The organism is Brooklawnia sp. (assembly GCF_032229645.1).
Classification (GTDB): domain Bacteria; phylum Actinomycetota; class Actinomycetes; order Propionibacteriales; family Propionibacteriaceae; genus Brooklawnia.
The window spans coordinates 17,085-29,102 of the sequence record NZ_JAVTWX010000125.1; the positions used below are offsets into that span (position 1 = coordinate 17,085).

The 12,018-nt window shown below is 63.5% G+C and carries 11 protein-coding genes; 4 read left to right on the forward strand and 7 right to left on the reverse strand.

Annotated elements, in window-relative coordinates:
- Together AAFP05_RS09765 and AAFP05_RS09770 are read right to left on the reverse strand one after the other, a co-directional pair.
- Positions 1–323 (reverse strand): suppressor of fused domain protein (locus AAFP05_RS09765; protein ID WP_341729673.1); only part of this gene is annotated, 323 nt, incomplete at its 3' end.
- Positions 324–346: 23 nt separating this feature from the next.
- Entirely contained in the window at positions 347–1,453 is a 1,107-nt protein-coding gene (locus AAFP05_RS09770; protein WP_341729674.1) for a helix-turn-helix transcriptional regulator, read from the reverse strand.
- Positions 1,454–1,611: 158 nt separating this feature from the next.
- Between AAFP05_RS09770 and AAFP05_RS09775 the strand changes: the two genes are divergently transcribed.
- The 4 genes from AAFP05_RS09775 (at position 1,612) to AAFP05_RS09790 (ending at position 5,140) form a co-directional block, all read left to right on the forward strand.
- The gene (locus tag AAFP05_RS09775) at positions 1,612–2,985 is read left to right on the forward strand and encodes an FAD-binding oxidoreductase (protein ID WP_341729675.1); all 1,374 of its coding nucleotides are present in this window, start codon (positions 1,612–1,614) and stop codon (positions 2,983–2,985) included.
- A 70-nt stretch (positions 2,986–3,055) separates the two neighbouring features.
- Positions 3,056–3,682, forward strand: coding sequence for a TMEM175 family protein (locus AAFP05_RS09780; RefSeq protein WP_341729676.1), 627 nt, complete (start codon positions 3,056–3,058; stop codon positions 3,680–3,682).
- 78 nt (positions 3,683–3,760) lie between these two features.
- Complete coding sequence (locus AAFP05_RS09785; RefSeq protein ID WP_341729677.1) at positions 3,761–4,399, forward strand: TetR/AcrR family transcriptional regulator; 639 nt, start codon at positions 3,761–3,763, stop codon at positions 4,397–4,399.
- A gap of 168 nt (positions 4,400–4,567) precedes the next feature.
- Positions 4,568–5,140 carry a DUF6790 family protein gene (locus AAFP05_RS09790; protein ID WP_341729678.1) on the forward strand — a complete coding sequence of 191 codons (573 nt, stop codon included), beginning with the start codon at positions 4,568–4,570 and terminating at the stop codon, positions 5,138–5,140.
- A 153-nt stretch (positions 5,141–5,293) separates the two neighbouring features.
- On the opposite strand, the gene glpK is transcribed toward AAFP05_RS09790, so the two are convergent.
- From glpK to glpA, 5 genes are all read right to left on the reverse strand, one after another.
- On the reverse strand, positions 5,294–6,823 hold the full coding sequence (glpK, locus tag AAFP05_RS09795; RefSeq protein WP_341729679.1) for a glycerol kinase GlpK: 1,530 nt from the start codon (positions 6,821–6,823) through the stop codon (positions 5,294–5,296).
- Between the two features lie 44 nt (positions 6,824–6,867).
- Positions 6,868–7,677, reverse strand: coding sequence for an MIP/aquaporin family protein (locus tag AAFP05_RS09800; protein WP_341729680.1), 810 nt, complete (start codon positions 7,675–7,677; stop codon positions 6,868–6,870).
- Between the two features lie 271 nt (positions 7,678–7,948).
- Positions 7,949–9,298, reverse strand: coding sequence for an anaerobic glycerol-3-phosphate dehydrogenase subunit C (locus AAFP05_RS09805; RefSeq protein WP_341729681.1), 1,350 nt, complete (start codon positions 9,296–9,298; stop codon positions 7,949–7,951).
- On the reverse strand, positions 9,295–10,524 hold the full coding sequence (gene glpB / locus AAFP05_RS09810; protein WP_341729682.1) for a glycerol-3-phosphate dehydrogenase subunit GlpB: 1,230 nt from the start codon (positions 10,522–10,524) through the stop codon (positions 9,295–9,297). Before glpB ends, AAFP05_RS09805 begins: the two co-directional genes overlap by 4 nt.
- On the reverse strand, positions 10,521–12,018 hold a 1,498-nt coding region (gene glpA, locus AAFP05_RS09815), incomplete at its 5' end, for an anaerobic glycerol-3-phosphate dehydrogenase subunit GlpA (protein ID WP_341729683.1). The genes glpB and glpA, both read right to left, overlap by 4 nt.

Below are 12,018 nucleotides of genomic sequence, written 5' to 3' on the forward strand. Positions count from 1 at the left end.
GCGGGCTCGCGGCCCACAGCGTCTCGTCCGTAAAGATCTGAGTACCCAAACGTGACGTAATGCCAGTGCGGGACCGGTTGGGTCGCTCGGTAGGCCGAGACCCCGTCGAGGGGATCGGGACCACCCAACGACCACCTGATCAGCGTCCCCCAATGCTGAGGTTCCTGGCCCGGATAGGCGGCGTCGAAGACCGAGTCGATGGCATCCCAGCCCAGAGTCATGTTGGCGAGTGCCGGATCCGGCCGCGAGGGTTGATCCGCCGCTGGTGCTGCTTGTGGAGGCACGGCCGATCTGTTCTTGCGGAAACGCGAGAAAAATCCCATTCGCCGATTCTGCCCGATAGGGGTCAGCCAGCAGCAGATTCGTGCCGCAGCCCATACTGGTCGAAGTAGATGCGGGCGACCAGCTCGCGCCGGCTGGCTGCTCCACTCTTCTCGAAGATCGATTTCAGGTGATCCTGCACGGTGTAGGGCGACAGATGCAGCGCGTCGGCGATATGTCTGGTGTCCGCGCCACGCAACACCAGCGCCATCACGTCTGATTCGCGAGCGGTGAGCCCGAACGCGCCGGCGACCAGATCGACGACCTCCTTGGGACGCGCCTGCTCGATGGTGACGATCACCTCACCGCTGCGGTCGGTGTCGCCGGACAACAGGGCCGCGTGCAAGACCAGCCACTCGCCGTCGACCGTGCGTATCCGTACCCGCGGGGCCCGGCCGGTCCCCTCGCGTGCATTGCGCCTCGCACCGCTGACGAGCGCCTGTACGACGAGCAAGGGGTCGGCGCCCTGGGGTGTGCTGGCCATCCGGTCGTAGAGTTGCCGCGCCCGTTCGCTGGTCTGGACGATCCGGTCATTCGCATCGAGGATCACTACGGCGGGCCCTGTTTCGAGCGGCCGTGGCGTTCGACCCAGCTGAGCGAGTATCCCTGTCCGGATGCCGCGGGTGAACGCCGGTGCCACCAACTCCAGGAAGCCGAGTTCATCGGAGGAGAACACGCGGTCGTCCCCGCCGCGGAACAACGACAGCGATCCCCACGCGCCTGCCCGGTCGGCGAACACCACCCGCGCTTCGTCGTGGAAACCGAAATAGGGCACCAACAGGTCGGCCATCCGAACCGAGCGTTCGACGGCGCCATGGGTCTCCTGGCTCATGCCGACCACAACGCGTCCCGCCAGCAGCAAGGCCTGCATCGTTGTTGGATCGTCATCGCCGTATTCGATTCGGGCCCACTCCACGTCCGCATCGTTTCTGCCCAGCAGCGCCTCCAGCTTGAGGGTGCCCGAGACCATGGCGGTCGCCGGGTCGAGCGTGGAGACGCACCCTGCCACGAAGGGCACCACCGATAGCAGCGCGTCGGCTGCTTCGGTCATGAATTCGTGAAGCGGCAATCCGGCGCGCGAGATCACATCTATGTCGCTGCGCGCGCGACCAAGCACCTTGATCGAGGCCATATCTCAGTGTGCGCCCCCAAAGGGCTGCAATCCATCCCAGCTATCTGGGATACCGGAAAACCCCTGACGACTGGGATACCGCCGAGGCCTTCCGGCCGCGCAGAGTATGAACACCGCACCCGCCAGGGTGCTCGACGAAAGAGGAGGGGACCAGGCCCATGACCATTCAGGAGCTGAACGCCGATCGCCGTGCCGATGAGCTTCGCGGCGCGCTGGCAGACCGTATCGTGCTTGCCTCGGATCCCGGCTTCGATGCGGCCCGGATGCCATGGAATCTGAGTGTCGACCAGCGGCCGTTTGCTGTCGCGCGGCCTGCCAGTGCCGAGGATGTTGTGGATATCGTCCGGGCTGTGACCGCCGCCGGTCTACGGCTGGCTCCGCAGTCAACCGGGCACGCCGCCGCAGCGTTGGGCGATTCCGATCTGACGAATGCCGTGGTGGTCAATCTGTCCGGGTTGCGCGGTGTGACGGTCGACCCGGTGAACAAGACAGCGCGGGTGCTGGGCGGTTCTTCGTGGCGCGATGTGATCGCGGCGGCAGCGCCGTACGGGTTGACTGCTCTGCACGGCAGCTCCGGAACGGTCTCCGTAGCCGGATACTCGCTGCTGGGCGGTCTGTCGTTCTACGCCCGAGCGCACGGCCTGGCCGTCGGCGCGGTTCGCGAGGTACAGATCGTCACCGCCGATGGCGCGTTGCTGCGGGCGAGCGGGGACGAGCATCCTGATCTGTTCTGGGCGGTGCGCGGCGGGTCTGGCGCGTTGGGCGTCGTCGTTTCCCTGGTGATCGACCTATTGCCGTACCCGGACGTTTTCGCCGGTGCGATGCTGTGGGATGCTTCGCGGGCATCGCAGGTGGCTCACGCCTGGGCGCGGTGGACCAGGACAGTCCCCGAAAGCGTCACGACGACCCTGCGGGTGCTGCACCTTCCGCTGCTACCGGAGCTGCCGCCGTTCCTGAGCGGACGGTCGGTCATCGCGATCGATGGCGCAATTCTGGACAACGACTCCGATGCGTCCGGGATTCTGGAGCCGTTGCGCGCTCTGGAACCCGAGATGGATCTCTTCGCTCGTATTCCCGCCGCCGGCCTGCTCGATGTGCACATGGACCCGGTCGATCCCACACCGGCGGTCTCTGCCCATCGCGTGCTCGCCGAACTGCCGGACGATGCCGTGGACGCCTTCCTGACGGTGGCAGATGACCGGCGACTGTTCGTCAGCGAACTGCGTCATCTGGGTGGCGCCATCGCCCGGCGCCCGAGGGACGCAGGCGCTATCGGATCACTTCCGGGGGAGTATCTACTGCACACGATCGCGATGGTGATGGATCCGGCTGCGGCCGGCGTCGTGACCGGTCTCGTGCATGGCGGGGCGGCAGCGCTGGACCGCTGGAGTGTCGGCGCACTGGCGCTGACCTTCGTAGATGGCGGCGTCGACGCCCGATCATGCGGCTACGGTGACGCTCTGGAACCGCTACGCGCCGTCAAACAGCAGTACGATCCGGCAGGCGTGTTCCTGGCCAGCCTGCCGATCTGATCCAGATAGATGGATTGCAATCGCGTTGAAACTGTCATTGATGCATGCCGCGGTCGGATAGCGTGACGCTATGTCGCGCCCACTAATCGATGCCAGCCGTCTGGACGCCTTCACCGACGGCATCTTCGCCATCGCGGCGACACTCCTCGTTCTCGAGTTGACCACTCATTCGATCGGGAAGGTCTCCACCAGCGGCCAGCTATGGGCGGGGTTCGTCGACATGGGCGACCAGTTCATCTCGTTCGCGGTGAGCTTCCTGCTGCTCTGTCTGCTCTGGATGGCGCACGTTCAGCAGTTCGTCTATATCGCTCGGGTCGACAACAAATCGATGTGGATCAATGTCGGTCGGCTACTGTTCATCGTTCTGATACCCTTCAGCACCGTCGTGGACGCTGAGTACGACAGCGTCTGGCTCGGCCGCATGATACTTCCCGCGAGCTTCTTCCCTGCAATCCTGATGGGCTGGCTCAGCTGGGTTTACGTCTGCAGGCATCGCGAGTTACTGGTCGCAGACATCGAGCAGGCCGACATCGACCAGTTCAGCCGCAGATCGTTGACCGCGGTCGTACTGAGTGCCATCTCTGTTCTGCTCTCGCCTTTCGTCGGAGCATGGGCTTTTCTGGCGTTCGCATTGGACCCGGTCATCGGGGCCATCGGCAAACGGCATCAATCGGCGTCCGCTGAGAAGGCGGAGTGAGGTCCGGCCTGCTGCATCGCCTCCAGTGCAACCACGGCAGTTATGCACGCATTACCGTTTGCTGCGTATGGTGGGATCATGGCTGCGCGCATATCGCAGGTGACTGCTTCTCGGCAAGAGCGTCGCAAGGAAGCGACCCGTGCCAAGATCCAGGCTGCCGCCGAGGACCTTTTCGATGCGCGCGGCTACGCCGACACGTCGATCGAGGACATCTCGCAGGCGGCCGACGTCGCCGTCCGCACCATCTACCTACACTTCGGGTCGAAGGCTGCAATCATGCTCGCCTATTTCGACGACTGGATGGACGTCTTCGTCGCCGAGATCATTCAGCGCCCGCCGGACGAGCCGGTCGTCGACACGACAGAGGCGGCGCTGCACGCGATGAACGAGGCGGGCTGGACAGACCGGGTCGAGAACACCGACCTGAAAGTACACCCGATCGTGGAGCATCTGTATGACGGTGCCCCCGACATCGCCGGATATGTCGTGCAACGCTGGATGCGCGAGATCGACCGTCTCTCCGACGATGCTGCGCTACGCGGGGAGTATCCGGCGGGTTCACTCGAACCTCGGGCTCGGGCGGTAGCCGTCTTCTCGGGGTGGATCTCGGCGATGATCGCCGGGCACTGTCGGGGTCGTGAGCCTGGTCTTCCCGCCACTTCGGACAGGGGTCAAGGCTTGGAGGTTCTCGCCCTGCTCACCAGAGGTGGCATCTAGTCCGACCCGTGGTAGCAGGGTCAAGCGGACGCTTGCAGCTGTAGTCTTAATGCAGTGATGTTAGTTTCTGCATCATTGCATCAGCTCCGTCAACTGGACCGATCCCGTGGGCATACTGGCCACAGGCCGCGCTCGTGGATCCGGTACCCCGAGGAAATGAGCCGGATCATGTCAGATCTTCTCGGCAACATCATCGCTTTCACAGTGAGCAACTTCACGCTGACACTCCTGGTCATCTGGTTGGTCGTGGCCATCGTGTTGATCGCGGTTCGGCGTCCCGATAGACACGGCGCATTCGCGATCGCACTGAACTGGTTCCTGCTCCTGGCGATCGGGGTGACCTACAGCTTCAACGCCATCATGCATGTCGTCTTCGGCGACCTGTCGGCCCTGATGATCGGCTGGGACCAGAGTCCTTTCCAGGCCGAAGTCGGCTTCGCCAGCCTGGGGGTCGGCATCGTGGGAATCATGGCGTTTCCCGCCCGAGCCCCACTCAGCTTGAAACTCGCAGCCCTCGTCGGTCCCGCCTGCTTCCTGTGGGGTGCGGCGGGAACTCACATCGTCAATATTGTCGAAACCGGCAATATGGCATCGCATAACGCCGGCGTGATCTTGTATACCGACATCTTCACACCGATCCTCGGATTCGCCTTGTGGGGTCTGGTGGCAGCCACCCGCAAACCTGCCTCCGAGGTACCGGTGTCTGAGCCCTTTGGGGCCAGCACCATCGCGGCGAGCTGATTCCTCGCCCCAAGCTCCGCATCATTGTAAAGGCGTGGAGCCCGTGACAGGCCCAGTGCCTACACGATCCGAGTTGCCGGGGGCGAGTGAAATGGCCCGGGTGAGGATTGAGATCCCCACCCGGGCCATTTCGTCAGGCGATCGCTCGGGTCTTTACTCGACGACGTCCTCGTCCACCCATTCGAGGGTCTTCGTGACCGCCTTCTTCCAGTTGCGGTAGAGACGCTCGCGCTCGGTCTGTGCTTCGGGGGACTCGTTCGGTGTCCAGCGCTTGTCCTCTGCCCAGTTGGCGATAACATCTGCTTCGCCGTCCCAGTAGCCGATCGCGATGCCGGCTGCGTAGGCGGCGCCCAGGGCAGTGGTTTCAGCCACCACCGGTCGCACGACTTGCACACCGAGCTGATCGGCCTGGAACTGCATCAGCAGGTTGTTGGCAGTCATGCCGCCGTCAACTCTCAACTCGGCCAGCGGCACGCCGGCGTCCGCATTCATCGCCTCGAGCACGTCGCGGGTCTGGAAGGCGGTTGCCTCCAGCACCGCGCGCGCAATGTGCGCGCGATTGACGTAGCGAGTGAGGCCGACGAGCGCGCCGCGGGCATCCGAGCGCCAGTACGGCGCAAACAGGCCAGAGAAGGCCGGCACGAAGTAGGCGCCGCCGTTGTTATCGACGCTGGCGGCCAGCTCCTCGATCTCGGGTGCGGAGGCCACGATCTTGAGATTGTCGCGCAGCCACTGCACCAGCGAGCCGGCCACGGCGATCGAGCCTTCGAGCGCATAGACGGCCTTCTGATCACCGATCTTGTAGCAAACCGTGGTGAGCAGTCCGTTCTTCGAGAAGACGGCCTCTTCGCCGGTGTTCATCAGCATGAAGCAGCCGGTGCCGTAGGTGTTCTTCGCCATGCCCTTTTCGAAGCATGCCTGGCCGAAGGTCGCCGCCTGCTGATCGCCGAGAATGCCGGCGATCGGCGTATCGATGATCAGGCTCTCCGCATCGCCGTGACCATAGACCTCTGAACACGACCTGATCTCGGGCAGCATCGACATCGGGATGCCCATGACCTCACACATGCCAGGATCCCATTGGAGGGTCCGGACGTCCATGAGCATGGTGCGGGAGGCATTGGTCACGTCTGTGACGTGAACGCCACCATCCTGACTGCCGGTGAGATTCCACAGCACCCAGCTGTCCATAGTTCCGAATGCCAGCTTGCCGGCCTCAGCCCGCTCACGGGCGCCCTCGACATTGTCGAGGATCCACTTGATCTTGGGACCTGAGAAGTAGGTGGCCAGCGGGAGACCGCAAATCTCCTTGAATCGATCCGGGCCTTCATCGCCGGCCAGTTCGTCGCAGATCTTCTGCGTGCGGGTGTCTTGCCAGACGATCGCGTTGTAGACCGGCACGCCGGTCTCGCGGTCCCATACCAGGGTGGTCTCACGCTGATTGGTGATACCGACCGCCGCGATCTGATGACGGTTGATGCGTGCCCGAGCGAGCGCCTGCCCCATCACCTCGTTGACGTTTCCGCGGATCTCCTCGGGATCGTGCTCGACCCACCCCGCCCGAGGAAAGATCTGTTCGTGCTCCAGCTGGCCGCTGGCGACGATCTGACCTTCATGATTGAAGATGATGGCGCGCGAACTGGTAGTCCCCTGATCGATCGCCATGATGAACATTTCCGCCATGCTTGCTCACTCCTTTGTGTTCGTGGACGACTGACAGCCGGGGCTCAGGCTCCGGCGAGTTGGAAGAACGGTGCCGAATCGGCCGGCAGCGCTCCGGTCGCGGTGTAGATCGGCACGAGAATCAGAGCGGCGAGAATGCCACCGACGAGCGGGCCGGCGACGGGGATCCACGCATAGCCCCAGTCGGAGTCGCCCTTGCCCTTGATCGGGACGAGGGCGTGGATGATGCGCGGGCCGAGGTCGCGGACCGGGTTGATCGCGTAACCGGTGGGTCCACCGAGCGAAGCGCCGATGCCGACGATCAGCAATGTGACGCCGATCGGGGCCCAAGCATTGCCATTGGGGTCCTGCAGGACGGCAACCAGCACCCAGCCGACCAGCACGAAGGTCGCGATGACCTCGGTCAGGAAGTTCCAGAACGGGTTCCTGATCTCGGGACCGGTGGCGAAGGTTCCTAGCTTGAGTGCGGGGTCGACATCGGTGTCGTAGTGCTGCTTGTAGGCCAGCCAGGCGAGGAAGGCGCCGAGCATCGCGCCCAGGAACTCCGCAAGAATGTAGACCCAGAAGAGCGCCCAGTCCACCGAGTTCCCCAGAATCAGTTCACGGACCAGCAGGCCGACCGTCACGGCAGGGTTCAGCTGACCACCACTGTTGCTGGCGAAATAGACGCCGGCCATGACTGCGATGCCCCAGCCGAAGTTGACGAAGAGAAAGCCCGTCCCATTGCCCTTGGTCTTACCGAGCAGGTTGTTTGCGACGACGCCAACGCCCAAGAGCAGCAGGATGGCGGTTCCAACGAATTCCGAGACGAATCCTTCAAAAAGCGAGGAGACGGCCATCGGTATGAGGTTCATCTGATGTCCCTTTCTGACAATGCCGTGAGTAATTCAGTCTCGGTAAGACCTTCGGCCCCAACTGAATTGGTCACGGATGATCTGGGTTCTCCCGGCGTCTCGACACCGGAAGATCTGTTGCGAATTCGCACATGCTGTATTGATGTGCGAACTCTCTGCTCCATCATGCCAAGAATTTGTGGTGCTGCCTAGATCTTCTGATTATTCGGTCGGTGGCGTGTCGTGCCAACTCGGCATTGCGTCGCGTGTGGAAAGCCGGATGGGTCGGTGGTCAGTCGCCCAATCCGTACGCCCGATGGACCAGCGAGATCGGGTGCACGGTTGGTACACCGGTTGACTTGCTGATCTGCCAACGGCAGGTCTCCGTGTCGCAAACCGCCAGTTCGGGATTGGTGTCCACCACCATGTCGAAGAGCGCCTGCCCGACGGCCTGCGCCACGTCGTATTTCTCCTTCTTCAATCCGTATGTCCCGGCGATACCGCAGCAGGCCTGACCGGATTCCACGACTGTCAATCCGGGAATCAGCTCCAGCAGCCGGATGGCCGGCATACCCATTCCCTGACCCTTGAGCTGACAAGGGGCATGGTAAGGCACGGTCATATCCAAGCGCTGGAAGGTGTGGGGGAGTGTCCCAGAATCTTCGAGTTCCATCAAGAATTCCGAGGTTTCGCGCATTCTGGTGCTCACGTCGATCAGCGCCGGGTCGTCCACGCCCATGATTTCGTAAGCCTCATGCTTGAGCATGCCGGCGCATGATCCCGACGATGAGACGATCGTGAGGTCTTTGCCTGCGGCACGCAGCTGGCCACACAGCTTGGTCACCGTCTTGCGGGCCTGGCTGAAAAGCCCGTTGGACTGTTGGGCGAGTCCGCAGCAGCCCTGGGCCGGGACGATCACTTCGAACCCGAGATGCTCGAGCACCTCGACGGTGTGAATCGAGGTCTGCACCTCGAAATAGCCGCCGGCGCAACCGTGGAAGAAGACGACCGGGCCGCGGGTGACCGGGATTGCCGGTCGTTTGTGGTGCTTGGCCCAACTGACGAAGGACTGCGATTGAGCGGTCGGCATGGGTGCATCGCGGTGCACCCCGATCACCTTCTCCATCGCGATGCGGATCGGCTTGTTCGCCAGGGCAGCGTTCGCGATCGGTGCGATCGGGGTCATCACCTTGCCCATCAGCACGGTCTCGCCGATGACGAGATCGCGGATCGGCATGTGGTCGGCCTTCATGACCGCCCGCGCCATCGAATTCAGCTCGGCGATGTGAACGCCTTGCGGGCAGGACAGCGTGCAGATGCCACAGCTCGAGCAGTAGTCCAGTGAGTGATCCACCGACTCCCCATCGCGGAAGCGCTCGGCCTGCGGTCCGACATACTTCGGTCCGGAGAACAGCGGTGTCACCGCGGCGACCGGGCAGGTGGTCTCGCAGATCGTGCATTTGACGCAATGGTCGAGACTGGCCCGATTCAGGCCCTGGGCTGCGAAGATGTCGGGTTCTTTGAGACTCAGTGTCAGCACCTTGGGACCGGGCGTTGAGGTGGCAAGCCGCCCTTGGCGCTCGGCATCACGTTCTTGGCGCTCGGTGTCGGTGAGCAGCTTCGGGTCTTTCTTGGTGCTCATGCCAGATCTCCAATCGCATCCGCCGCCTTCACGGCGCTGGCCGCCGCGATGCCTTCTCCGGACTTCTCGGTCCACCGCATGGCGCCGGCCAGAACCCCGCCGGCGGCGTGCAGATTGGCGTAAACCGGACGATTCTCGTCGTCCAGGACGCGCATCTGATCGTCCACGGCCAGCCCACTGCGGAACAGCGGTTGCTCGGCGGTCCTGTCGGGTCCGATGAGCGGACCTTCGGGAACCCGCACGGGCAGGCCGAGATGAGTTTCGGAGACCGTGCCGTACGAATCCACCCCGAGCGCACCGCTCTCGAAGCCGCCGGGCGCATAGATGACCGCGTCCGCCTGCACTTCGGTGACGTGTCCGGAGGTGGCCACGTCGACACTTTGCACGCGACCGCCCGCACCATGAATCGCCACCACCCGGGAACCGAGAATCCAGCGGACGCGGAGATCCTGTAGCCGGCGGGTCGCGAAATCGTTGAGGCGCATGCCGGGCACTCCCGGTGGAGGCAAGGGGATCTCGGCCAGTGGCGCACCCAGGCGCTCTTGCAGATCCGAGAATGCGACGGTTTCGCGGTGTCCGGCGATCGCCGGTATCAACGCCTTCTCGCCGTTGAGCAACTGCTGACCGAGTGCTTTCGCAAAACGGACCCGATAGTCCGGACGATCCAGCGCGCGAGCGTAGCCAAGGCCGGATGCGTCGGCTTCACGGATGCGAGCGGGCAGGTCGAGCACGACCGCCCGGGCCGGAATCTGCTGCTTGACCAGATTGCCGGCGATCAGTTCGGCCTGGAAATCCTTCAGCTGCCGTAACCCGACAACCACGACCGGGTCGTGATCTGCGCGAGCATCCGCGTCGACCATCGTCGGCGATGCCAGATACGTCGGTCGTAGTGCTCCGACCGCGGTTGGCAACAGCCAATTCCGCTCGTCGTTGCCGACCAGCCGGTCACCGAAGAACTCGGACGCGAACTGGGTGCCTTGCCGTACGCCGGGGACGCCGAGAAGAGCGTATGGGTGCCCCGGATTTGCTGCAATGAAATCGTCCAGGACATCGAAGGGGCGGTCGACCCGCTCGGGCGCGTAGCCAAGCACATCGAAACCGCCATGCGACAATTGCAGACCACCGATGCCGAAGGTGATCAGGGTCACCTTGGCCCCCTTGTCGACCAGCCTGGCGGCGGCCAGCAGGCCGGCGATGCCCCCGCCGATCACGACTGCATGGTTCATCGCGTCACCTCCGCGGTCTTGGGCTTGGGATAGGGCTGCACGGCGCGAGCCCCGGCATTGAGGGGTACCGGCTCCAAGACCACCTTCTGCTCGGGAAGATGCTCCACATCGAGGAGCCCTTGAAAGATCCACTCGTCCAAGGCGGTCTGGCGCACCTGATCTCCGTACAGGATTGGCCACAGGCCGATCCAGCGATGCGAGAGGAACTCATTCAGCCGGGAATTGGCAGTGTCGACATCCATGATCTGTTCGGCGCAGGCGATACCGGTGGCGCGCAGGCTGCAGAATCCGCCTTGGCACGGACCCATGCCAAGCCTCAACTGGCGGCGCAGATCGTCCATGCTGGCCTTCGGATCGGCATGCATCGCCTCGACGAGCATCGAGCGGCTCATCAACTCGCACTCGCAGATGATCTGATCGTCGCGCCGGTCGGCTTCGCGGTCGTGCAGCCGGTGGGTGACCAGGTAGTTCTTGCCGTCGGTCGAGCCGGGTACCGCCTCTTCGGCAGTCCGGCATTCCCGCTGGTCACCGAGCTGTTCGCACATGCGGTCGACGATCTTCTTGGCCATCAACCGATACGTCGTGAGCTTCCCGCCGGCGATTGTGAGGATGCCGGACACGCCATCTCGCGACTGATGATCGAGGATGGACATGCCCCGCGACATGTGCCGGGTATCTTGTGCCGAGACCCGGGAGTCCTTGACGAGCGGACGAGCGCCCGACCAGGCATGCAACGCCCGGGCCTGCCGGAACCCCGGGATGAGGATCTCACCGCAATCGAGCATCTGCTGAACCTCATCATGCGGAATGGGCAGTTCGTCCGGGTCATCGGCGCGCACGTCGGTGGTGCCGATGATGGACACGGTATGCACCGGCACCAAGATGTCTCCATCTGCGGGATAGATGCAGCGGTTGATCACGGTGTTCACCAGACGGTGATTCATCGCGATCATGATGCCGCGACCGGGTACGACCTCCACGTCGTGGCAGCCTGCCATCTCGGCGATGTGATGCGACCAGGCGCCCGCGGCATTGATGACGAACCGGCAGTTGATGGTGACCTCCTCGCCACTGTGCCGGTCAAGACACCGCACCGCGTTCACCGCGCCATCGCGGACCTCCATACCGACCACGGCATGGTAGGTGAGGATGCTCGCCCCATACTCCTGAGCCGAACGGGCTGCCCCCCAGACCATCTGCCAGCCGTCGACGGTGCCATCCTGGACGAGGAAGGCCCGCCGGATATCAGGATTGACCCGCGGCTCTCGCTTCAGTGCCTCGGCGATGCTGATCTCTTCCACCGGGACGCCGGTCTTGTGGCATCCGGCGAGGAAGTCATCGGTGAACGACAGATCATCTTGCGGAACCGAGACGAACAGGCCGCCGGTGGCTTCCACGGCACTGGCGTGGATCCGGGTGACGATCGCGTTCTCCTCGGCACACTCGGTCGCCGAATGTGGATCGCTGACGACGTAACGTCCACCCGAATGCAGC

What these genes read in the sequence shown, in the direction of transcription:
- AAFP05_RS09770 (WP_341729674.1), bottom strand. Translation starts at nt 1,453, where the DNA reads ATGGCCTCGATCAAGGTGCTTGGTCGCGCGCGCAGCGACATAGATGTG.
- AAFP05_RS09775 (WP_341729675.1), top strand. Translation starts at nt 1,612, where the DNA reads ATGACCATTCAGGAGCTGAACGCCGATCGCCGTGCCGATGAGCTTCGC.
- AAFP05_RS09780 (WP_341729676.1), top strand. Translation starts at nt 3,056, where the DNA reads ATGTCGCGCCCACTAATCGATGCCAGCCGTCTGGACGCCTTCACCGAC.
- AAFP05_RS09785 (WP_341729677.1), top strand. Translation starts at nt 3,761, where the DNA reads ATGGCTGCGCGCATATCGCAGGTGACTGCTTCTCGGCAAGAGCGTCGC.
- AAFP05_RS09790 (WP_341729678.1), top strand. Translation starts at nt 4,568, where the DNA reads ATGTCAGATCTTCTCGGCAACATCATCGCTTTCACAGTGAGCAACTTC.
- glpK (WP_341729679.1), bottom strand. Translation starts at nt 6,823, where the DNA reads ATGGCGGAAATGTTCATCATGGCGATCGATCAGGGGACTACCAGTTCG.
- AAFP05_RS09800 (WP_341729680.1), bottom strand. Translation starts at nt 7,677, where the DNA reads ATGAACCTCATACCGATGGCCGTCTCCTCGCTTTTTGAAGGATTCGTC.
- AAFP05_RS09805 (WP_341729681.1), bottom strand. Translation starts at nt 9,298, where the DNA reads ATGAGCACCAAGAAAGACCCGAAGCTGCTCACCGACACCGAGCGCCAA.
- glpB (WP_341729682.1), bottom strand. Translation starts at nt 10,524, where the DNA reads ATGAACCATGCAGTCGTGATCGGCGGGGGCATCGCCGGCCTGCTGGCC.